The sequence below is a fragment of the Paenibacillus mellifer genome (assembly GCF_023195895.1).
Lineage (GTDB): Bacteria > Bacillota > Bacilli > Paenibacillales > Paenibacillaceae > Fontibacillus > Fontibacillus mellifer.
Map to the genome: position 1 here is coordinate 16,801 of NZ_JALPRK010000014.1, position 23,228 is coordinate 40,028.

Here is a 23,228-nt window from a genome sequence, read left to right on the forward strand (position 1 = left end):
GTTGCATCTCCTCCTTACCATAGCGAATGATCGGGATTGATTTTGCGTACGATGCCGTTGGCTAACAGCACCAGGATGAACCCGACCACGGATTGATAAAATCCCGTTGCCGCGGACATGCTCACGTTCCCAACCTCGCGCAGCGCCCGATAGACGTAGGTATCGATAATATCCGTAGAGCCGTACAGGAAACCGGAGTTGTTCGGAATAAAATAATGCAGCCCGAAGTCCCCGCGGAACATGTTGCCGATCGAGAGGATCAGCATGATGATGACGAGCGGCGCCAGCAGCGGAATCGTGATTTTCATCGCCATCTGCCGTTTCGTGGCCCCGTCAATTTTCGCCGCCTCGTAATATTCGCCGTTGATACCGATAATGCCGGCGAAATAGATCAGCGTGTTGAACCCGACCGCTTTCCATAGCTGAACCAGAATGAGAATCACCGGCCACGGTCCGGCATTTTGGTACCAGCTGATCGGCTCCATACCGAAGGCCTCCAGCGTGCGGTTGATAAATCCGTCCGAATGATTTAAGAACGCGTAAGCTACGTACCCCACAAGTACCCAGGATAAAAAATAGGGCAAAAACAAGGCCGTCTGGTAATACTTGCTCCATTTCGCCTTCACTTCATTCAGCAGGATCGCGAGCAGGAGCGCCGCAGCCGCCGTGGTTAAGATGTAGGCAGCGTTATACAGCACCGTGTTGCGCGTAATCCGCCAGGCCGCATCGGTAGAGAACAAATACCGGAAATTCTCCAGCCCCACCCATTTGCTGCCGAACATGCCCAGGTCGTACCTGTAATTTTTAAAGGCAATAATCAGGCCAACCATAGGGAGGTAAGCAAAGATCAGCTTGTACACGATCCCCGGCAATGATAATACAAACAGCTCCCGGTTGTTTCGAAAATGGTGGAGCTCCCTTCGCATCCATGAATCCCTTTTCAACATTTCAAAGCCCCTTCCTTTCCATCCGTCTTACCTGCGACAATGGCTTTGCACGTCTAACGATAGCGCAACTGCGGGCGAAATCGTTACTGTACAATTTCAGGATTGCTGTACCGGGAGGCTGTAATGATTTCGGATTCCTGTATCGACACGTCAAAAAACCCGCAGGCGGTAGCTTCCCGCTGCGGGTCCATTTTGGTAAGGGGATTCATGTATTGCGGTCGATGGCCGCTTTCAGCCGGTATTCCTTCGGGGTTGCTCCGTAACGCCTCTTGAAGAGCCGATAGAAATAGCTTTCGTTGCCGAAGCCGACCTTCTCCATGATTTCCGCCACCGTCAGTTGCTGCTGCTCCAAATACAGCCGGGCCTGAGCCAAGCGGACTTCGTTGATTCGGTCGACGACCGATTCTCCCTCCTCCGCCTTGTACACTTGGCCTAAGTGAACGGAGCTCATCTTCAGCATGTCGGCGATCTTTTGCACATTGAGGTCGGGATCCGCGTAATGCTTGTCGATAATCTCGTTGACGGTATCGGCCAACAGCCGGTTTTTGTTCTCGCGCCCGCTACGGCGTTGCTCCAGCACCTCTCTTACGACTTCTAACAGTACCATCTGGATTTCGTCCAGCGTTTCCTGTTCCAAAATACGTCGGTTAATCGCCTGGAGGTTTACCGACACCGGATTGGCGTTGTGCTGATTCATCTCGCCTAGCGTATTGCTCAGCGCCACCGTTAAATGCAGCAGTCCGGAATACATATTCTCATAGCTGAATCCGCCAAGGAGCTGGATCCAGCTGCGGATCGCCTGTTCTGTTTCCTCCGGATCGCCGCTCTTCAGCCCTTCTGTCAGCCGCCGCTCCAGCTCTTGCGGGACACGGAACGCCTCATTGGTTTCGTTGGCGTGCAGCCGTTCCGGTTCAAGGATCGCTCCTTTGCCAACGATCATGCGGTAGTTCGCCCGCCGCACCGCCAGGTTGTAATGCTGCGTAACCTGACGGTAATCCTCAAACACTTCGCTTAACGTTACCGTGAAGGTAATCCGGTAATAGCGGAGGATTGTGTTTTGCAGCTCGCCGAAACGGTCCCCCAGCTTCTCCAGCTCCTCGCGCTCCCCGCCGACGATGAAGACGAGGTGACCGCTCTTCATATCCGCCGCCTCACAGGAACCGTCGCTTCCGAGCAGCTCCTGACCGATGTTAGCGACGGCGAAGTAGAGCAGGGATTCCGCCCCGGAGCCTTGCTGTTGGGCTAATTTCTGGGCATCGTCGATCTGTACGAGCGCCAGCCGAAGCGGCGATGGATACGCAATGTCGATGCCGTATTGCGATATTAGCTTTAAGAAGGCCGGCTCCTCCAGGCTTTCGCTCAAGCTGATCAAGCTGCGCAAGTGATACTGCTTGGCAATATTCCACTGCGTAGCCCGCTCACGCTCCAGCCCCTTGAGTTTATCCAGCATTACCGTCACGTTATCCGCGATGAGCGACAACTCATCCTTCGCGTGACTTGATGAACCTCCTCCCGGCGGAGGGACCAAGGTAAGCAGATGGCCCACTGGTTTGTACAGCCGCAGCGCGAAGAACACCGACAACAAGACAGCAAGCAGCGCCACGGAGAACGTGACCGCAATTTCCGTCCACCTCATCTGCCGTACACTACCAAGCACATCGTCGTAATCTTGCAGGCTGATGATTTGCCAGTTGTTTAAAGCTTTGCTTAAATAGGTGACCTTGTATTTGCTTCCATCTTGCGCGTAGATAAACGAGTCCAGGGGATGCTCCGAGCCGGCGATCTGCCGGAGAACCTCCTTGGTATCCAACCCCGCAGGCAGCGGGCGATCATTGGACATCAGCAACCGACCCTCGGCGTCGGTGACGAACAGCATATCATTTTCTCGGTCAACCACCCGATTAAGCGCTTTCAGATTGTCCAGCATCCAACCGGGTTTCACCGTTAAAATCAACACATCATTGTTAACGGAACCCAGTGTGAGCCCGTCGTACACGAAAAAAGCAAACACGTCTATTCCTTCGTTCCCGCCGTCCAGGTCGAGCGGTAACAGCTGCAGCTTCGGCAGTTCGCTGTCGGAAGCCATGATTTTCTCCAAAGCGCCGTACAACTGACCGTTGTCCATCCCGTGGTTGAGCGACGAGAAAAACCGGCCCTGCTTGCCGTTGTGAAATATGATGGCGTGCAAATAAGGGGAACTAGCCACCGTTTTGTTCAGGCGTTCGATTTTTAAAATACTCTGTTTATAGTCCCCACCGGACTTCAGCGCGATCATCTCTTCATCATTGTATAGGGATACCGCCAGATCTTTGACGATGCCGTTCATGTTCTCGATATTGTAGTTGAGTTGGGTGAGCAGTTTGCGGTCGGCGTCGTTTTGCAGGCTCAGCACCTTATCGCGCGCAACGGAGTTCAGAACGAGGGAGGCAATCGCAAGCATGGCCACAACGGGCATAAAGCTGAGCAGGATCCGCTGCAAATATTTACGCGAGCGGAGCATTTGCAGCACATTCATTGGTTCTCACTCCCTGCGGATGGCTTAGGGTTGACGTTCATAGATCTTCTTGTTCGGCATTGGGAGGATGCCAAGTATCGGGTGCCCTAAATATATCGTTCACTTTTGGGGTTGTCAATCGTCCTCCTTCCACCGCGCCGTGAATTGTGACCGTAATCACCTTGCCACTCCTTTAACCGCGTTATCCTTCGAAAGAGATGGACCAATGATATAGAAATAATGGATTCAGGAGGGCGTAACATGGAGAAAATCGAGGTTGATTTTGAAAAAATGTACTATGGTTTCCCGGTCATTCTAACCAGCTTTTACGATGAAAATGAGGTCGCGCATGTGACACCGTCTTCATCCTCTTATTCGCTCAAGGACATGATTATGCTGGGCTTTAACAGCAAGGGCTTTGCCGCACAGCACCTCAAGGCAGGCGCCGACTTCGTGGTGAACCTCCCGGACCGTTCCCTGCTGGAGTCGGTCAACTATTGCGGTTCACGTTCCGGCGCGGAGGGCAGCAAATTTGCCGCAGCCGGTCTGACGCCGGAAGCCTCGGAGCATGTACATGCCCCTGTCGTCAAGGAATGTCCAATTTCGACCGCCTGCCGGGTCGTAGAAGTTGTCGAAAGCGAGCATTTCCCTGGCTTAACCAATATCATTGGGCGAATCATCAGCCGTACCATAACCAAAGACGTTTTGAATGCAGAGGGACGCTTGCAGATCGACAAGCTCAATCCGATCATCTATGCGGGGGACGGGGTTAATAAAGGGTTTCGGTTTTTGCAGGAAAGCTGACAGCTGCGGCGGGCACCGAGCTCAGAAATGTTGTATTATATGCAACATTCTAGATTTGAAACGGCAATATCACCGCAAAATGTTGCATTTATTACAACATTATCAGCGGCTTATCCTCCCGTGTGCTTAAAATGTTGAACTATCTACAACAATTTCTTTTAGAGCGGGTTGTAGGCGATAGAAATGTTGCACTTTTTGCAACAATTCCTCATGCGAAAAAGCGGTTTCGTCGTTTGGATAACGACGAAACCGCTTTTTCTGTAGTTCACTCTATGAGCCAACGCCGCAGCACGTTCGCGTGATTATACACCGGGTCCTTGGCGGCAAACAGCAAGGTGACCGGGCGTTCGAGCGCGAGCTCGCGGATGCGGTCAGCCAGCACGGCGCACTCCGGGCTGGTGTTCAGCTCCCGGAGATAGCTTGCGCTGAACTCCGCATACCGTTCCATTCGGTGCGCGTAGGCCTTGCGCAGCTCCGGGCTCGGCGCGATCGCCTTCATCCACTCGTCGAGCGCCGTATCCGCTTTGCTCATCCCGCGCGGCCATAGGCGATCGACTAATATGCGGTACCCATCGTCGGGGGCAGCGGGTTCGTAGATCCGCTTCACGCGGATCTGCGCTTCATGCGTTGTCCGGGACGAGCCCGTCGCCGCCGCTGCAAACTGCCGCACTTCGTCCGCCGTTGGCATCCCCGCCTGGGCGCCGAACTTCGTCACGGCCAGCGCGGAGGCCAACGACGCAAATCGCAACGCCTCCTCCAGGCTTTGCCCTTGGGCGAGCGCCGTCGCCAGCCCGGCGTTGAAGCAGTCGCCCGCCCCGGTCGTATCCACGACGGAGACGGCATGCCCCGCTACCGTACGAACCTCCCCGGCCTCATCCAGATAGGCCAAACCGTCCGCCCCCAGGGTCGTCACGACCTGGGCTGTACCGAGCGCTCTCAGTCGCTGCATCGCCGGGCCAAGGAAATCGCTGGTCGATACATTAGTCGCCACCAGTTCCATCCCGGCATACCGCCCTAGCTCGGTGCGATTAGGCGTCAAATAGTCGATGTAGCCATAGAGCTCTTGCGGCAGTTCCCGGGCCGGGGCAGGGTTCAAGATGACCTTCTTGCCCAGCGATTTGGCGGTGCGGGCCGCGTAAAGCACCGTCTCCACCGGGATTTCCAGCTGAAGCAGCACAATATTAGCTTGTTTCAGCTTGTCCAGGTGCAGATCGATATCCGCGGGGGACACCCGGTCGTTAGCGCCGGGGATCACCACGATGCTGTTATCCCCCTCGGCGACATAGATCGAAGCGACGCCTGTCGTGGCGTCGGACAACCGCTTTACGCCGCTGATATCTATGCCTTCCCGGCTTAGGGCAGCTAGCAGCTCGTCACCGAAGGCATCCGCCCCGACCGCACCGATCATCGAGGTGACCGCACCCAAACGCGCGGCGGCAACCGCCTGGTTCGCGCCTTTCCCGCCCGGAATGAAGCGGAACCGATCGCCGAGAAGGGTCTCCCCGATTTGCGGGATTTGCCGCGTCTCAACGACGATATCCATATTTAAGCTGCCGATCACAGCCACTTGAGGTGTCGACATGATCATCCGTCCTTAACTGAAGTAGGTTTTGCCTTCAAGTTTATGCCAGAACCATCTTTTCAGCAAGCCATCCTGGCGGCAAAATAGCTCTAACGCGGATCAGCAACGCTATTGGGCCAAAAACAAGTCGTTTGGAAATGTAACGCTTGTGACAGAGCTTATATTGCGATTTAGGAGTAAAAACAGGAAAAATCGGGCAAATAAGACTTCTGACAAGCATTAGATTTGCTCCTCCCCTATTTTAGGCTTAATAAGCCTCGTGGTAAGCGTTAGTGCTTCAGCGCCCGCTCGGCTCCATCCGCCGCAAAAATAACAGAGCCCTCGCATCGGAGATACGAGGACTCTGGCATATAAATTAGCTTATGCTTATTGGGTGACAGAAGCTTGAGCTCCCTGCACCGCCGCGCCTTCCTCGCCGCCTTCTTTGGCGGTCTGCGGAGTTGGCGCCTGGTTCGTCGACCGAAGTGGCAGTTCTCTCAGGAAGAAGATCAGCACGAAAGCCACGACCAACACCAAGGTTCCGGTCAGGAACACGGTGGACAACGTATTGCCCAGCGCGTCGCGTATGCCTTGGATCATCTGCGCGAACAGCGGCTGCGCATCCGCAGGCAAGCTGGCTTGCGTTTGCTCCAGCAGCGGCTTGTTCATCAACGTTTGCGGGTTAGCAAAAGCGGTCATCTGCTGCACCATCTGCGGATCCATCTTGCTCATATCAGGCGCTGAAGACGACTGCAGCGCTTCTTTCAGGTTTTTCGTCAAATTGTTTGACATGACGGTACCCATCACCGCGATCCCGATCGTACCGCCGAGGTTCCGGAACAGCTGCGTCGAGGCGGTAACGACACCCAGCTCTTTATGCGGTACGGCGTTTTGCGTAGCCAGCGAAAATACCGGCATCCCGACGCCTAGACCCAAACCGAATACGATCATACTGAGGATGGCGACCGGTACACTGTTCATAAAGATCATGATCGCCATCCCCGCAATCATGATTGGAATGCCAAACAGTGCAAATTGTTTGTATTTGCCTTTCTTGGCGATCATCTGGCCGGTGATGGCGCTGGCCACGACCATGACGATCGACATCGGCATCGTCACGTAGCCGGCATACGTCGGCGAAATGCCCAGCACGCCTTGCACGAAGAATGACAGGTAAATCAAGGCGCCCATCATCCCAAAATTCATGATAAAGCCGATGATATTAGAAATTGTCACAACATCGTTCTTAAACAAGTGAAGCGGCAAAATCGGATTTTTCACCTTCGATTCGACGAACACGAAAATCAATGCGGATACGACCGAGGCCGCGAGTAAACCGATAATTTGCGTCGAACCCCAAGCGTACGTCGTTCCCGCCCAAGAGAAGGCCAGCAGCATCGGCACGATTGTCGTCGTCATGAACAACGAGCCTAAATAGTCGATGCTTTGGGAGCTGCCGCGTTCCATTTTCGGAAATAGCGACAGAATCATGACAAACGCCACGATGCCAAGCGGCAAGAAAATCCAGAACAGCCAGTGCCAATCCATGTGATCGACGAGATAGCCGCCCAAGGTTGGGCCAAGTACGCTGGAGAAGCCAAAAATAGCGGTCATGAGGCCCATCCATTTGCCGCGCTCACGAGGCGGGAACAAGTCGCCTACGGCCGTGAAGGCGGTCGATTGAATGATACCGGCGCCGATCCCTTGAATCCCCCGGTAGGTAATGAACTGGAACACGTCCGAGGACGTCCCTGTCATAAAGGCACCTGCCATAAAGAGCAGTATCCCGATCAGCAAAAAAGGCTTCCGCCCGTACATATCGGACAGTTTACCGACTAGAACCGTAGCGATGGTGGACGTCAGTAAGTAAATATTGATTGTCCAGGTATAATAGTCCATGCCGTCAAGAATCGAAATGATTCGCGGCATGGCGGTGCTCACGATCGTCTGGTTAATGGCGGCGAAGAACATCGCGGCCATGATGGCGATCATGATCGAAACTTTACGTTTAAGTGTTAAATGTTCCATGTAGTTTCTCCATCTCCGTTATAATTTATTGTCTATATTTGCAAGCACTACGCCAAAAATTCGTCGCAAATGCTGTAAATCTTCCTCCTGCAGCTGATTAAAAATCCCCTCAAGCATTTCCTTCTGCCGTTCGGTAACCTGGCTGATGATTTCCCTGCCCCGATCCGTAATTGAGATATTTACCACCCGACGGTCGTTCTCTCCGCGTTCTCGGTTGACGAAACCTTCCGTGACCAGCCGGTCCGTAATTCCCGTGATCGCCGCCGAGGTAATTCCCAGCGCCTCCGCCAACTGCGATACGGTATGGGAACCGGTGGCATTCAGCATGTAGAGCATTTTATATTGTGGAAAGCTGAGGTTAAAATCACCGCCGCGTTTGTTCCACTCCTGCGTGATCGCCTTAATCAGCGTTCGAAACATCGAAGTCACTTCGAACAGCTCTTCTTTTTTCACCAATGCCTTTCCCCCTCCTTCCTGCCTCGAGCTGTTCGTTTATTTAACAATTTAATTAATTTACTGTTTAAATATTTTAGCGTTTAATAATATACTCCCTAATGAATCGCCCGTCAAGCCTTCCTCCCCACAAAAATTTGGCATAGAAAAATAAAGCTCCCTGCCGCGCAAGCTCCCCTGACCATACTAAAAGAAGCCGTTCACCCGAACTTGGCCGGGGAACAGCTTCTTTATAAGTAGCTACTTCTATTCTTCTTCCTTGAATACCGGTTGGATCGTCACCTCGAAATCGAACGACTTCTGAGTAAAGCGGTAAGGCTCCGCCAGCTGCGGTCCGCAGGAGCCCGATCCAGCCCCGCTCATTTGGTAATCCAGCGAAACGATGGTCTCGGCACGCCGCTTCAGCTCATACGTATGTTTGGCTGCCGTCAGGTCCTCGGCCGTGTAATGCAGAGCCTGGAATGAGAACGGCTGCGCCGCCGCGAATTTCAGCCCCATGCCTTGAACGGTGGAAGCGATCGCCCAATCGGTGCCATTGCGGGAACCGGTCTCCTGCGGCATGACGTAGTTCTCGAACATGTCGTCCACCGACAGCAGGTATTTTCCTTTGCGAACGCTCGCGCGTTTGTCGATATAGCTCTCATGCGGACCGTAACCGTAATATTCGATTTCCTCGGTCCCCTTCGGCATGGTCAGCTCGAGACCGAAGCGCGGCAGATAAGGAAGATTCTCGCGTACGTCGGCATGAACCGCCAGCTTGACTTCCCCCGTGATCCCAACCGTCCAGACGGCGCTGCCGCGCACGAACGGTTCGTAACTGTAGCTGGCGAGCGAGAAGTCGACGCGGACTTCGACCGTAGCGTCCGGCTTCTGTTCCCACCGGCTGGCGTACACCTTCATGGCTGCATGGTGGAGCCCGGCCGCTTCCCATTCCCGACGGATGTACATATCGTTGTCCATCGGTGCCCGCCACAGGTTAAACCGGGCCGGACGGGAAAGCAGCGGAACGCCCTGCTTCGACAACTGCCGCGGCATGCCGAGCTTCAGGTCAAACACGTGCTTGAAATCGAATCCGGTCACGGTAAGGAGTCCGTCCTGTTCTTCTGCCGTCATAAAAGCCGCGTATTCACTGAAATGCGGTTGATCTTGCTGCACCGTACCCTTCACCCCGGCCAACTCGAATTGATAGAAGGCAATTTCGTACCCTTCCTCCGCCCAAGGCGTATCCTGTTGCTGCCGAACCGAACAAGTCAAGACGAACGGTCCTGGCACATCCTGCGGTAGATCGGTAGGAAGCGACAATATCTGTGTCTCACCCGGACCCGCGGAGAGCGAAGAGCGTCCCTGCCGCATCACTTCCCCCTCCCGCTCCAGCTTCCAGCTGGCCGTCACATGCGACAAACTGCTGAAGTCATAGCGGTTCAGGACGCGGAACCGACCTTGCCCGGCGTCTTCCGCCTCAATAAGAACCGGTGCAATGACCTGTTTCAATTCCAGGAGCCCCGTGTGCGGCCGGCGGTCCGGCGATACCAGTCCGTCGATGCAGAAGTTCCCATCATTCGGCTGATCCCCGAAATCGCCGCCATAAGCGTAATAACGTTGTCCGTCCGGCGTCTCGGCGGTAATCCCATGGTCGCACCACTCCCAGACGCAGCCGCCCATCAGCTTCGGATACTGATAGATAACGTTCCAATAATCCTGTAAATCGCCGGGACCGTTCCCCATCGCATGGCTATATTCGCAGAGGAACAGCGGTTTAGTGCTGTTCTCGTCCTGGGAGTACCGCTCGATTTCCTTCACCGAGGCGTACATCCGGCTATCCAGATCAAGGCAGGCCGTGTCCGGATCGCCGTAATACCGGGCATCCGCCCCTTCGTAATGCACCGGACGAGACGCGTCGCGTGCTTTCGTCCACTCCGCCATCGCCATATGGTTGGCGCCATACCCGGATTCATTGCCCATCGACCAAATGATGACGGAGGCATGGTTTTTATCCCGCTCGACCATACGGACCGCCCGCTCCACGAACGCATCCCGCCATTCCGGATCCTTCGTCAGTTTATGGAAGACGCCTTCTTCTAGTTTCCCGGTGCTGGTGACGCCATGGCACTCCAAGTCCGCTTCATCGACGACGTAGAACCCGTATTCATCACATAAATCAAGAAACTTCGGATCATTCGGATAATGCGAGGTGCGGATCGTATTGACGTTATGCCGCTTCATCAGCATTAAATCCGTCATCATATGGTTAATAGGAATCGTTTGCCCCAGCTCCGGATGGGAATCGTGGCGGTTGACGCCTTTTAACTTCACAGCTCGGCCATTGATGCGGAAGATACCGTCTATGATTTCTACCTTTTTGAAGCCGACACGAAAACGCAGGACCTCTTGACCCGCCGTTAGCAGCAGCTCATACAATCGAGGTTGCTCGGCGTTCCATAACTGCAGCTGCGGCACATCCAACTCGATGGCCCCTTTGCCGTCAAAATGCGCCTCCTGCCGTCCCACCAACTTCCCTGTCGGATCGCGCAATTCCGCTTGCACGGTCAGGCTTCCCGTCGTTTCGATCTCCGAGAGGAGCTTGCCCCCGGTCAGATCGTCCGACAACAGCGGTTGGTTGAATACGTCGCGAACATGCGAGGTTTCCCGGGATAGCAAATAGACATCACGATAGATTCCGGAGAATCGCCAGACATCCTGATCCTCCAAATACGTGCCGTCGCACCATTTCAACACCAGAACGGCAATGCGGTTGCGGCCCGCAGTGACGAACGGCGAAAGGTCGAATTCCGCTGGAATCCGGCTGCCTTGGCTGTAACCCACGAAGCGGCCGTTCACCCACAAGTAGAGGCAGGCATTTACTCCTTCGAACACGATGTGCGTCTCTTTCCTCGTCCACGCTTCCGGCAAATTAAATTCCCTAACATAGGTGCCTGCCGGGTTGTCATCCGGTACGAACGGAGGATCATAGGGGATGGGGTAGTTCACATTCGTGTAATGCAGCTGATCGTAACCGTTGGTTTGCCAGCAAGAAGGCAAGATCTGATCGTCCCAAGCGCTTACATTCGTTTCCGTCTCAAAAAAGCGCTCGTCTACCTCACGAAGACTGCGGTGATAGCGAAATTTCCACATTCCGTTTAACGTTTGGTAATGCGGTGAGTGACCGCGTTTTCCCGTTCGGGCCGCCTCGGCGTTGCCGTACGGAACATAAGTAGCTCGGGCCGGCAGCCGGCCGATGTGCAGGCAAGAAGGATTTTCCCATTCATGGTTCAGTTCCAACATCATTCACACTCCCAAAACGATTTGCTCTCATTATAGAGGTGGGATATAATCGGGCGGAAGCCACAATTCGGACAATCCACCAGACAAAATGGACAAAATGGAGTGAACAGCCATGGACTTGCTCCCGCTTAAAAGCAACTTAACCCCTTCCCACAACGAGCTTCTGCCGCTGTCCGTGTATACGGTTGGGACGGAAATCCAGCCGCCTCTCACGCGGATGAAGGGGTTTTCAGCACATCAGCTGTTCTTAACCCTCTCCGGGGCAGGGCAGTTTCGCCGGCTAAATGTCGACAAGGACAAATGGGACATTCTTCAACCGAGCCAACTGCTCTTCATCCCCGCCGGCTGCGCCCATGAATATATGCCTTATGGGGAGTCCCCCTGGTTCGTCGGGTATGTCACACTGCTGGAAAACTTCGGCGAAGTGTTAAGCCGTTGGGGTTTCGGGGATACACCTCGCCTGCTGCAGCTGTCGGACGTCTCCCTGTTTACGGACCGCCTGCTTGCCATCTGGCAGCGATCCGGCAACGACCATGACCCATGGCAAACGACCGAATTGTTGTATTCACTGCTGCTGGCCATCCTCAAGGATACGTCGTTGGGGCAAAAAGGCGTGCAAACCGAGTCGGCTGTCCCGCTGGTACAGCCGGCCGCACCTCCTGCCTCCTACCGCGCGTCGGTCGTGGAGGTTGCGGTTCGCTTCCTGCATGACCACTTAAACCGGCCGATCACCATCGCCGGGTTGGCGGGCCATGTCGGCTACTCGCAAAAGCAGCTAACCCGGCTGTTCCGCCAATCGATGGGATTGACGCCGCTGCAGTACCTCCATCAGATCCGGCTGAAAACAGCCCGCCATCTGCTGCTGGAGCATCCCGACATGACGATCCGCCAAGCGGCCGCCTATGTCGGCTTAGAGCCGGTTTATTTCGCCCGGCTGTATAAACGCGAGTTCCACCGCCTGCCGTCGGAAGAGCTTCGTGAGGGGCGGTAGGCGACCGCCAACGCGGCCCTTCCTACAGTCCCGCAGGACGTACCAAATGCTCGGCGATAAACTCCGGCCAGACGGCTCGCATCTCCGCGGTTTCCATATGCCCGCCGCCGGTGATGACGGTCTGCCAATGATTCGGCTGCCCGGCGGCCGCATAGGCTTCACGTAGTCCCTGATCCAGCCGCTGCACCCCTTCGAACGGGCATAACCGGTCGTTTCGACCGACGAGGCTCAGTCGGGGCCGGGGGGCGATCAGCATTTGGATCTCCAACGTTGTAAAATGCTTCAGCAAGCCGGGAACATAATAATAAAACCCGTGATGCTCCAGACCTCGCCTTGCAATCAAGGTTTCCGCATCGACCTGACCGCAAAGATCGACCACGACGCTGATTCGTTCATCTAGCGCCGCCAGCCACCAGGACATCAGCCCCCCCATAGACATGCCAATCGTTCCGATTCGCGAGGCATCCACATCCTCCCGGGTGCACAGGTAATCGATCAGCCGATGGTTATCATAAATCATCATGCCCCATAACGAGCGTCCGTTCCATAACATCTCCTTCACCAGCTCGCCTTCGGTTCTGCCGCTGCGCTCATTGAAGGCCCACATGTCGATGCTGCAGACGGCGCAGCCCAATCCGGTCAACACCTTGGCAAATGAAGGCTCTTGAAGGTAAGCGCTGCTGCGAATCATCTCCTTGCGACCGTTGCCATAATTTCCTCCATGGGAGTGGTTAAACACGATCAGTGGGAAAGGTCCTTCCCCTTCCACAGGTTTGGCAAAATACGCCGGCACAAGCTCCAGCCCGTTCAAATCCAGCAGCAACGTCTCCAGCACAACTCCGTCGAACGTCTCCTGCTTCAACCGTTGGGCTGAAATCGTTCTTTCGAAGGGCGGTAACTCTCCGAGAACTTCCCACAATTTCGACCGCCGTTCCGTGTCACGCATTAGGCTCACTCCTCCGTTCTTTTTAACCTGATTATAGCGCTTTCAATAAGATGGCGACAAATATTATTTTCACGTGTGCAAAGCTTGTTTTTCTTGACGATTTAAAGAACTCGGGATTACAATGAAAACGTGAAAATAACATGCGAATTCCTCCGCGAAAGATGAGGTTCTATGATTACAATCAAAGACATTGCCCGCGTAGCCGGCGTGTCCCACACGACGGTATCCCGGGCGCTGAACGGCAGCCCGCTGATTAAGCCTGAGACGCGGGGCAAAATTGAAAAAATTGCCGCCGAAATGAACTACATTCCAAATGTCAGCGCCAAAAGTCTGGTGATGAAGAAGACGTATACGATCGGATTGTTTTTCTCCAGCATCGACCAAGGGACGTCCGCCAGCTTTCTCGTTGATGCGATTAAAGGTATCCATCATGCACTGGATGAGAACTACAGCCTAACCGTGCACGGAATTGACGGCATCCGGCATTTGGAGGGCATTTCGCCGCACCGCTTCGACGGCATTCTGGTCATGAGCCAAAGCGATGCGGACAATGCGTTCATCTACCATGTGAAGAAGGCCGGCATTCCGCTTGTCGTCCTGAACCGCCATCTGGACGATCCCGGCATCGCCAACGTCGTGGCGAACGACCGCGAAGGCGTGCGGGAAGCGATCGACTACGCCATCGGCCGCGGCCATCGCCGGTTGGCGATCATGGAAGGCAAAACAGGCTTCCGATCGGCGGCCGAGCGGAAGCAAGGTTTCCTGGAAAGCTTGCTCGCCCACGGTCTCTCCCTCCCCGCCGAATATCAGGCGGCTGGAGATTACAGTATCGACAGCGGGTTCCGGATGATGTACGCGCTGCTGAATCTTCCCGTACCGCCAACGCTGGTGTTCTGCGCGAACGACGATATGGCGATCGGGGCCATGAACGCCTGCTTCGCCCGTGGCGTGAGCGTGCCGGATCAGGTCTCGCTGATCGGCTTCGACGATATCGTATTCGCCAGCTATACGAATCCGGCCTTGACGACGATCCGCAAGCCGGTCGCCGACATCAGCGAACTTGGGACCCGCAAGCTGATCGAGCTGATGTTGCCTCCGGGATCAGACCATGCGGATGCGGAACAACCGGGCGAGACGCTGTTCGTTCCAACATCGCTAATGATTCGCCAGTCGGTCGCCGCGATTTAACGGCTGGCGGTTGACGCTGGCAGAAACTCAGCTGTTTCCTGTCGATATCGCTCTACCCAGAATTATCACCTGAAATAGATGCACCATAGACACAAATTGCCCAAGGTCGGTGATCAAGTCGAGAATAGCGGCATGTAGGCAACTATTTTTACGGCTTCGGTCGCACCTCATTTTGTTCACGTGTGCATGAAATCCTAATAAAGGAGTCGAGGAATCAATGGATACGCCGCTTTCCCTAAATCCGCTCTTATCCCGAACCTTATTCCCCCATTTGCCCGCTTATCCGGAACGAATGATCCAGTTCGGCGAAGGCAATTTTATGCGCGCCTTCACCGCCTGGCAGGTCCAGCAGATGAATCAGCAAGGCCGATTTCAAGGCAGCGTGGTGATGATCAAGCCGCAAGGAAGTCCGGTATCCGAGCATTACGCCAAGCAAGATCATCTTTATACGGTACTCATCAACGGGATTGCGGAGCAGCAAATCGTCCGCGAACACGAAATCCTCCACTCCGTCAGCCGGCTGATTAGCCCGTACACCGAATATGAACGGTTCCTCGCTCTGGCGGAGCAGGATTCGCTGGAGTTCATCACCTCGAACACGACCGAAGCCGGCATCACCTACAACCCGGAAGACCGGTTAACGGATGCGCCGCAGCGCAGCTTTCCCGGTAAACTGACCGCCTTGCTCTATCGCCGTTACCAACTGGGAAAAGCGGGATTTACGATCATCCCTTGCGAGTTAATCGACCGTAATGGCGAGAAGCTGCGCGAAATCGTATTGCGTCATGCTGCCGATTGGAATCTGGGCGACGGGTTCACGGATTGGCTCGAACGGGAAAATACGTTTTGCTGCAGCCTCGTGGACCGCATCGTCCCCGGGTTTCCGCAGGAGAGGGCGGATCAACTGGAGCAGGAGCTGGGCTACCGCGACCGCCTGATGGTGACCGCAGAGCCGTACCTGCTGTGGGTCATCGAAGGCCCGGCTTGGCTGCCTGAACGGCTGCCGCTGGCCGAGTCGGGACTGAACGTCATATACACGGATGATTTACGCCCGTACCGCGAGCAGAAGGTTCACCTGCTGAACGGTCCCCACACAGCGATGACCGCTTTGGGTTTACTTGCCGGACTGGAAACGGTCGAGGAAGTGATGAACGACGAGGATTTGTCCGTATTTGTACGGGAGCTCATGGAGGAGGAGATCGTTCCGATGTTGGATTTGCCTATAGAAAGGCTAATCGCTTATGCCCAGGCCGTACGCGAACGATTCATGAACCCGTTCATCCGGCACGAGCTGGCTTCGATCTCCCTGAACAGCATCGCCAAATTCCAGACCCGACTGCTGCCCGTGCTACTGCGTTACCGGCGGGAACGCGGCGACCTGCCGAAGCGGATCACACTCTCCTTCGCCGCACTCCTCGTGGGTTACCGCGGCGATCGGTTGGAGCGGAAGGACAGCCCTGACGTGCTCACCCTTTTCGATCGAGCCTGGGCGCATCCCGCCGAAGTGATCCCGACCCTTTTGCAAGAAGCCAAGTTATGGGGTGAGGATTTGTCGGGCGTTCCCGAGCTAGCCGACACCTTGGAGCGATATGTTCGGAAGCTGGACGCTTTTGGCGCCCGGGCCACGTTACAATGGATAGGAGGCGGCAGCCCATGCGGCGATTAATGAGAATGAATTCGCGCGACAATGTCGCGGTAGCTTTACGGCCAATCGCAGCCGGCGAAGAGATTCGGTTGGATGAGGTGACCGTTCAAGCCAAACAAGACATTCCTCAAGGCCACAAAATCGCATTAACCGACATCTCCGTCGATTCGTTCGTTACCAAATATGGCTATCCGATCGGTCATGCCATTGCAGCCATCGCCGCCGGCGAATGGGTGCATACGCATAATGTGAAGACGAATCTAGCCGGGGAGGAGCAATACGAATATCAGCCCGATCTGCATCCTGTGACTTATCCGAAGCAGTCTATGACATTTCAGGGCTACCGCCGGAGCAATGGGAAAGTCGGCATCCGCAACGACTTGTACATCGTGCCGACCGTCGGTTGCGTGAACGGGATTGCTGAGCAAATGATCAGCGCTTTTAAGGCAGAACATTCGGATCTTGGTCCCTTCGACAATATCACCGTGCTGAAGCATCCCTACGGCTGCTCGCAGTTGGGCGAAGACCACCTCATGACGCGCAGCATCCTCGCGGATGCCGTGCAACATCCCAATGCAGGCGGCGTGCTAGTGTTTGGCCTGGGCTGCGAGAACAACGTGGTAGCCGAGTTCCGCCAGCGGCTTGGAGATTACGACGAGCAGCGCGTCAAATTCCTTGTTGCCCAGGAAGTCGAAGATGAGCTGGGGGCAGGTCTGGCGCTGCTCGAAGAGCTGGTGGAGGCGGCCCAGAACGACCGCCGGGAGCCGGTTCCGCTCAGCGAACTAAACGTTGGGCTGAAATGCGGCGGGTCCGATGGCTTCTCCGGGATTACGGCGAATCCGCTGCTGGGCGCTTTCTCCGATTTTCTCATCTCCCAGGGCGGCTCTACCATTCTGACCGAGGTCCCTGAAATGTTTGGGGCCGAACAGATGCTGATGGCTCGCGCGGAAAGCCCGGAGGTGTTCGAGCAAATCGTCGCCCTCATCAATGATTTTAAGCAATACTTCTTATCCTACGGCGAACCTGTCAACGAGAATCCCTCGCCTGGCAACAAAGCCGGCGGCATCAGCACGCTGGAGGACAAATCGCTGGGCTGTACGCAAAAAGCCGGGACCGCCCCGGTAGTCGACGTGTTGAAATACGGGGAGAAGCTGCGCAAGAAGGGGCTCAGCCTGCTGCAAGCGCCAGGCAACGACCTGGTGGCCTCTTCGGCATTGGCTGCCGCGGATTGTCAGTTGGTCCTCTTTACGACCGGCCGCGGCACTCCGTTCGGCAGCTTTGTCCCGACGGTAAAGGTCGCCACGAACAACGAGCTGTTCAACCGTAAGCAGCACTGGATGGACTTCAACGCGGGAACCTTGCTGGATACGCCGATGGAAGAGGTGCTGGAGCAGTTTATCGCTTACGTCATCGCGGTGGCCAGCGGCCAACCAACCCGTAACGAAATGAACGAAGTCCGCGAGTTGGCCATTTTCAAAACAGGAGTCACCTTGTAAGAACATGGATCACATAAACGCGATCTAAAAAAGCCAGGGTCTCCGTTTCCGGTTAAACCCTGGCTTATGCCATTATGTATGTCATATGCAGGCCGCATCCATTGAAAGCACGGACATGAAGGAATGTGATCGTCAAATCAACCCGTGAGCAAGGCCAACCTGTCGATTTGCTGGTATAACTGCTCCGCCTCGTCCGCCAAGCTGGGTTGATTCAGCCGGATCGACATGGCAAGCAGCCGGTCAGCTTTCTGCTTGAGCCGCTTCATCTCCATCATGACCACTTCTTGATCCATCCCCGGATAACGTTTCACGAGCGTGACTCCTTTCACCACATTTTCAAAAAACATCCATTCGCCTTCCTCCAATTTACTTCATTTTGCAGTAGTGGCCATTTCCTGGAGTTTTGAAATAGGGACAATATTTTCAGGGTCTTGATCTAGATCAAGAATAAGTCAGCGGCTTAATGTTAACATAGGAGACAGGAAGACCATGATCCCAACGATGATAATCCAAAAACCCATTCAATTATCCGGCCCTGTGACCGGTCAAGGAGGAACTATCCATGGAAAAGCTCGCATTAGCCAAACTTCAAGACTACCAACCTGAGAAATTCACCAAACGTATCGCCTTCAAGAAAGGCGAAAGTGTCGTATTCGTACTGAACTTTATGCCGGGGCAGGAGCTGCCAACCCACACGCATCCGAATACCGACGTCTTTATTCTTGCCTTGCAAGGCAGCGGGGCGATCACGGTGGAGGGGGTAACCTCGCCGTTGGGACAAGGTGAAGTGCTGCACCTGGAGGGAGCCGAAGCCTTCTCCTATCGTAATGACGGAGCCGAGCCTGCCAGCTTGTACGTCGTTCTAACCAAAGTACCTTCCGCGGAATACGCGCAGAACATTTAACGCAAAGTCCTGCACATGTCAAGGGTTCGTCCCATAAGTAAGAAGTGGATCTGATCGTGGAAATGTTGCATTTTGTGCAGGATTTGGACGGTGAAACGGGGATGTGGAGGTGAAATGTTGCATGTTCTGCAACATTTTCATCCCCCAACCTGTCCTGCGTGGCTGGAATGTTGCATATTATGCAGCATTTCGGGGCGTCTGCGAAGGAATCGGCTGAAATTGTTGCACAAACTGCAACATTATTGCCGGTGACAGCTCCGCCTGGAGGTCGGGTGATCTGCCAATTCGAATCGCTGCCACTGCCATCCCTCCTCGCAATAGGCAAAAAACAGACCGAAGGCTGGACTTGCATCCGCCCCGGTCTGTTTGTTCTTTTACTTCTCGATAAGGTCTCCCAGTGAAACGGAATATCCCTTGGAGACATTACCAGAATTGTCAACCGATTTGAACTGTACCGTGTACCCTTTCGGATTGTTCACGTCCGGCAGTACGGCGGTTTGAACGCCGCGCGCTACCTCCATCATCTCGCCGAATGGCTTCTTGTTCTTCAGCAGCCGGATCTGTACCTTCTCGCCGTCCCTATCATACGGGCCGTCCCAAGTTAACCGGATTTGTCCCTTCTCCTTTACTGCTCGCACATGTTCAACCTCTCCCGGAGGCGTATGATCACGAGGCGGTTCAGGAATAACGGGGGGTGCTGTAAATACGGCTGGATCGCCGAACGTGAACTTATCGAGGTTAAACAGCCAATCCGATCCTTTGAAGAGCAGGAACACGATATGTTTACCGCGGACCGGGGCGGTAACCTCCGCTGAGAATACCTTGAACTCCTGCCAGCCGCCGGTTCCGGTGACGCTCGCCTCCGCGATCACGGGGCCGCTTGGACTGTCCAGCCGTACCTCGATCGTCCCTCCGGCGGTATCGCTGGCCGCGTTGACATGGAATTGTGTGATTCCGCCGCCATCGCCAAAATCAACGAAGTTGTACATCGCAGAGGGTTGGTTAGGTCCGAACATCCCGGCGAGATACGTTTGCCCCCCGCCTTGCTCCGTACCGAAACCCGAGCCAGTCGTATAGCTTTCGGCCTCCAGCTTGCCGTATGCATCCTGAGCCTTGCCTTTGACCGTCGTGAAGCTGAACCAGTCCAGGTTACACGGAAAATCGCTGCCGTCCGTACCATGGAACACCAGGTAGACGTCATGGATACCGGCTGCCGCCGTGTCATCGACCGTGGACATCACATCGATCCATGTCGCCCAGTCGCCTACAACGGGGATCTGAAGGGTGCCGACGGTTGGCCCGTTCAAGCTGTCCAGCTTCACTTCGATCGTTCCGCCTTGGTTTCCGCTCGCGACATGCGCCGTGATCCCGGCCGCACCGCTGCCAAAATCAATGTCCTCATACTGAACGTACGCACCGTTCGCGATCTCCTCCAGGAAGCCGTATTCGCCGTTTCGGCTTACCCCTGAACTGTCGTCGAACTCGCCGGCCTTTCGTTTGGCATAGGCATCGGTTCTCGTCGGATCGGTCTCCGTAAACCGAAACCAGTTCAAGTTAAACAGATAGTCGTCATTCGCTTTGACAAAAGTGAAGTAGACGTCATGCTTACCGGTTACGGTCACCGGATTGCCCTGGTCATCCCTGAGTACGGCAACCGCATCGATGAACTGGTTCCAGCCGCCCGTGCCTTCGACTCGGACCGTACCGATCTTCGGTCCGTCTTCGGCGTCCAGTCGGATTTCGATCGTTCCGCCGGACGTTCCGCTGGCGGCACGAGCGATGAAGCCGACGGCTTCCGTCGTCCCGAAATCGACGTTTTTGTAAACCGCGGTGTGTCCGTGCTTAATCCCGCCAAGCTGCAACGTGCCTTCCGCGCTGCCCTCCAGCACGAAGCCTTGGCCGATGTTGTATTTTTCCGCTTCAATTCGTTGATAGGCCGGCTTCACCGGATAAACCGGGACCGTGGGCTTTGGCTGTACGACCGTCAGTGCCTGAACGGCGCTGGAGGCGGCCCAAGATTCATAAGTGCCGGACAACAGCTGCCCGATCCAGTTGCCGTCGACGATCCCCTCTTCGTTCCGATGGCTCCAAGCCATGGCTGCATTCAAAGCCAGCCATTCTTCGAACTTCCGTTCAAATTCCCGATGAGTTCGGGATTTGCTGCCGTCCACCGCTTGCTGCAGATGAGCCAAATTGCGCAGCAGGATCGTTTTGCCGCCCTTCAGATCCCCGTTCGGGCCTTCATAACCCAGCAGTCCGTTCGCTTCCGTCTGATGGGCCATCGTAAATTGGGCAGCCTTGATCGCATCCTCCAGGTACACCTTGTCGCCGGTAATCCGATGCAGCATGGTCGCGGCACCGATAAACGTCCCCTGATTGTAATGCGTGGCGTCCGGCACAGGTCCACGATCCGGTTCAATCCGGTCGAATACCTTCCCGTTTCCGTCCGTCAGCATCGTTTTGCCCCAGCGGTAAATATGGGTCGCCGCCTCCAGGTAATGCGAGTCCTCCGTGATCTCATACAGGTACACCGCCGCCTCAGCTGCCGGGAAGTTAATACAAGCGTTCTTCGTGACATGCTCGCTGTTCAACCACCACAGACCGCCGTTCGCAAATGCGTCATCCCATTGGGTATCGTATACAAAATCAAAGTAATATTTCGCTTTGTCCAGGTAGCGAGCTTCCCCGGTGATTTGATAGGCTCTTGCACTAGCCATCGCCCACCACATGATGTCATCGTTAAACGGATTGTTCGTCCAGTCCTCACCATATTTAAGAACGGCGCCATCGAAAATATCATCGATCTGGGCGCGAAGCTGCGCCTTTAATTCCCGATCCGAGGTACGAAGATAAGCATCCATGACCATTTCCCATAGCTCGGCTTCCACCCAAAAGCCCTGGTAGTTGGAGCCGCGATTGGAATCGGCCCAATAGTACTTGGCCTGCGGATCCCAGAACTTGGCGTTAAACGCCTTGATCGCGGCGTCCGCATCCGCGTGGCCCGAGGTGGCCGCTTGAGCTTCCGGAGCCTTCGCCCCGGTAAGCAGCGATATCGAGAGAGCCATCGTTAACGTCAGAGCAAACATTTTCGTAAACGTACCTTTTACTTGATTTCGGTTCACGGCAAAACCTCCATTTGCGGATTCATTCCGTACTGAAAGCTAGCGCATGGCAATTTCCAAACCACATAAACTGAGCACGAATTCAACAAACATCGCGTTGGACCAAGAGAACCATTCCCTCGAGTATTCCGCAGGGTTATCCTTGTGGAAACCTTCATGCACCAAGTTCGTTCCGGCGTCCGTTCGTTCGAACATGCCCAGGATGTCCAGCTTTTCCGATTCTTCGATGGCAGTGATTCCCTGGATAGACAAGGCGATGTGCCAAATGTAGTCCGGGGGAGTGTGCGGGCTGCCGATCCCTTTCGCATAGGTGCCTTCATAGTAGTAAGGATTGCGTCGGCTAAGGATCATCCGGCGCGTGTTCAGATAGATCGGATCGTCCTTGCTGCAGTAGTCCAGATAAGGCAACGACAACAAGCTGGGTACATTGGCGTCATCCATCAGATTCACACCGCCTAGCCCATCAACCTCGTACCCGTACACCTTGCCAAACTTCTCGTCCTCGATGACGGCGTATTGTTCAATCCCTTGGCGAATGTCCTCCCGCAGCGCACGCACCTCATTGGCGAAAGCGCCATCCCCGTAAAACCGCTCATTGATTTCCAGCAAATAACCCAGCACAACGATTGCAAACAGGTTCGACGGAACGAGATAACCGTATTTGCAGGAATCGTCACTCGGGCGGAAACCTGACCACGTCATGCCCGTATACGCCACCGGTCCGGGGAGCTTATCCGTTTCCCCGCTGTTCTCCCGGACAAACGTATACTTCGAGTGTTCTTCGTGGCGTTGCTCGGTCCGCCAGGTTTGCAGGATTAATTCGGCCGCTTGCTTGAATTCCGGCGTAAAGTGGCGAGTTTCCCCGGTGTTTTTCCAGTACAGATAGGCTAGTTGCAAGGGATAACATAACGAGTCCACCTCGTATTTGCGCTCCCAAATCCAGCCGGACATTTCGGTTATGTCCGATTGGTGACCGCGAAAATTCTCGAATTCGTTAAACGCGTTGGCGTACGGATCCCGCAGGATCGATTGGCATTGCGTCCTCAACACGCCTTCGATAATCTCGCGTAAGCCGGCATCCTTCGCCGCCGGGATGAGATACGGCCGTAGCTGGTTGACGGAATCGCGCAGCCACATGGCCGGAATGTCGCCGGTCAGCATAAACACCGTCCCGTCCTCGTGGCGATGGATCGTCGTTTCCAGCGTATTTTCATAACAACGTTTGAACATCTCCACGATTTTCGGGCGATGCTTCATCTTCGTTTCCGCCAAAGCGATGATGTCGTTTTGGGTCAGTTGCTCAGTCATGATTTCTCTCCTCCGTTTAATCTAGTGGTTGTTTAATGGGACCTTTCCCCTTTTCCTGC

The 23,228-nt window shown here is 54.8% G+C and carries 16 protein-coding genes; 6 read left to right on the forward strand and 10 right to left on the reverse strand.

From position 1 onward, the window contains the following. Window positions 1-14: 14 nt before the first annotated feature. The gene (locus tag M0651_RS15090) at window positions 15-947 is read right to left on the reverse strand and encodes an ABC transporter permease (RefSeq protein ID WP_372490965.1); all 933 of its coding nucleotides are present in this window, start codon (window positions 945-947) and stop codon (window positions 15-17) included. 205 nt (window positions 948-1,152) lie between these two features. Next, complete coding sequence (locus M0651_RS15095; RefSeq protein WP_248552578.1) at window positions 1,153-3,462, reverse strand: helix-turn-helix domain-containing protein; 2,310 nt, start codon at window positions 3,460-3,462, stop codon at window positions 1,153-1,155. A 240-nt stretch (window positions 3,463-3,702) separates the two neighbouring features. Between M0651_RS15095 and M0651_RS15100 the strand changes: the two genes are divergently transcribed. After that, entirely contained in the window at window positions 3,703-4,245 is a 543-nt protein-coding gene (locus M0651_RS15100) for a flavin reductase family protein (RefSeq protein ID WP_248552579.1), read from the forward strand. 265 nt (window positions 4,246-4,510) lie between these two features. Here the strand turns inward: M0651_RS15100 and rbsK are convergent, their stop codons facing one another. From rbsK to M0651_RS15125, 4 genes are all read right to left on the reverse strand, one after another. Beyond that, the gene (gene rbsK / locus M0651_RS15110) at window positions 4,511-5,827 is read right to left on the reverse strand and encodes a ribokinase (protein WP_308195518.1); all 1,317 of its coding nucleotides are present in this window, start codon (window positions 5,825-5,827) and stop codon (window positions 4,511-4,513) included. A gap of 366 nt (window positions 5,828-6,193) precedes the next feature. Further along, a complete protein-coding gene (locus tag M0651_RS15115; protein WP_248552580.1) occupies window positions 6,194-7,834 on the reverse strand; it encodes a DHA2 family efflux MFS transporter permease subunit in 1,641 nt (546 codons plus the stop codon). A gap of 18 nt (window positions 7,835-7,852) precedes the next feature. Then, on the reverse strand, window positions 7,853-8,290 hold the full coding sequence (locus M0651_RS15120) for a MarR family winged helix-turn-helix transcriptional regulator (protein ID WP_248552581.1): 438 nt from the start codon (window positions 8,288-8,290) through the stop codon (window positions 7,853-7,855). A gap of 243 nt (window positions 8,291-8,533) precedes the next feature. After that, entirely contained in the window at window positions 8,534-11,569 is a 3,036-nt protein-coding gene (locus M0651_RS15125) for a glycoside hydrolase family 2 TIM barrel-domain containing protein (RefSeq protein ID WP_248552582.1), read from the reverse strand. A 112-nt stretch (window positions 11,570-11,681) separates the two neighbouring features. On the opposite strand from M0651_RS15125, the gene M0651_RS15130 reads away from it, so the two are divergent. Then, window positions 11,682-12,560: a helix-turn-helix domain-containing protein gene (locus tag M0651_RS15130; RefSeq protein WP_248552583.1), complete on the forward strand. Its 879-nt coding sequence runs from the start codon at window positions 11,682-11,684 to the stop codon at window positions 12,558-12,560. Between the two features lie 22 nt (window positions 12,561-12,582). Here the strand turns inward: M0651_RS15130 and M0651_RS15135 are convergent, their stop codons facing one another. Beyond that, complete coding sequence (locus M0651_RS15135) at window positions 12,583-13,506, reverse strand: dienelactone hydrolase family protein (protein WP_248552584.1); 924 nt, start codon at window positions 13,504-13,506, stop codon at window positions 12,583-12,585. Window positions 13,507-13,677: 171 nt separating this feature from the next. Between M0651_RS15135 and M0651_RS15140 the strand changes: the two genes are divergently transcribed. The 3 genes from M0651_RS15140 to M0651_RS15150 all read left to right on the forward strand — a co-directional run bounded on the left by M0651_RS15140 (window position 13,678) and on the right by M0651_RS15150 (window position 17,835). Further along, window positions 13,678-14,694 carry a LacI family DNA-binding transcriptional regulator gene (locus M0651_RS15140; RefSeq protein ID WP_248552585.1) on the forward strand — a complete coding sequence of 339 codons (1,017 nt, stop codon included), beginning with the start codon at window positions 13,678-13,680 and terminating at the stop codon, window positions 14,692-14,694. A gap of 217 nt (window positions 14,695-14,911) precedes the next feature. Next, window positions 14,912-16,360 (forward strand): tagaturonate reductase, encoded by a 1,449-nt coding sequence (locus tag M0651_RS15145; protein WP_248552586.1) that lies wholly within the window; start codon window positions 14,912-14,914, stop codon window positions 16,358-16,360. Next, complete coding sequence (locus M0651_RS15150) at window positions 16,348-17,835, forward strand: UxaA family hydrolase (RefSeq protein ID WP_248552587.1); 1,488 nt, start codon at window positions 16,348-16,350, stop codon at window positions 17,833-17,835. The genes M0651_RS15145 and M0651_RS15150 overlap by 13 nt, the downstream gene beginning before the upstream one ends. A 137-nt stretch (window positions 17,836-17,972) precedes the next feature. Here M0651_RS15150 and M0651_RS15155 read toward each other — a convergent pair whose 3' ends face one another. After that, a complete protein-coding gene (locus M0651_RS15155) occupies window positions 17,973-18,182 on the reverse strand; it encodes a hypothetical protein (protein ID WP_248552588.1) in 210 nt (69 codons plus the stop codon). A 215-nt stretch (window positions 18,183-18,397) separates the two neighbouring features. On the opposite strand from M0651_RS15155, the gene M0651_RS15160 reads away from it, so the two are divergent. Then, window positions 18,398-18,739: a cupin domain-containing protein gene (locus M0651_RS15160; RefSeq protein WP_248552589.1), complete on the forward strand. Its 342-nt coding sequence runs from the start codon at window positions 18,398-18,400 to the stop codon at window positions 18,737-18,739. A gap of 374 nt (window positions 18,740-19,113) precedes the next feature. On the opposite strand, the gene M0651_RS15165 is transcribed toward M0651_RS15160, so the two are convergent. Continuing rightward, on the reverse strand, window positions 19,114-21,861 hold the full coding sequence (locus M0651_RS15165; protein WP_248552590.1) for a carbohydrate-binding protein: 2,748 nt from the start codon (window positions 21,859-21,861) through the stop codon (window positions 19,114-19,116). 39 nt (window positions 21,862-21,900) lie between these two features. Beyond that, the gene (locus M0651_RS15170) at window positions 21,901-23,169 is read right to left on the reverse strand and encodes a glycoside hydrolase family 125 protein (RefSeq protein WP_248552591.1); all 1,269 of its coding nucleotides are present in this window, start codon (window positions 23,167-23,169) and stop codon (window positions 21,901-21,903) included. Window positions 23,170-23,228: the final 59 nt, after the last annotated feature.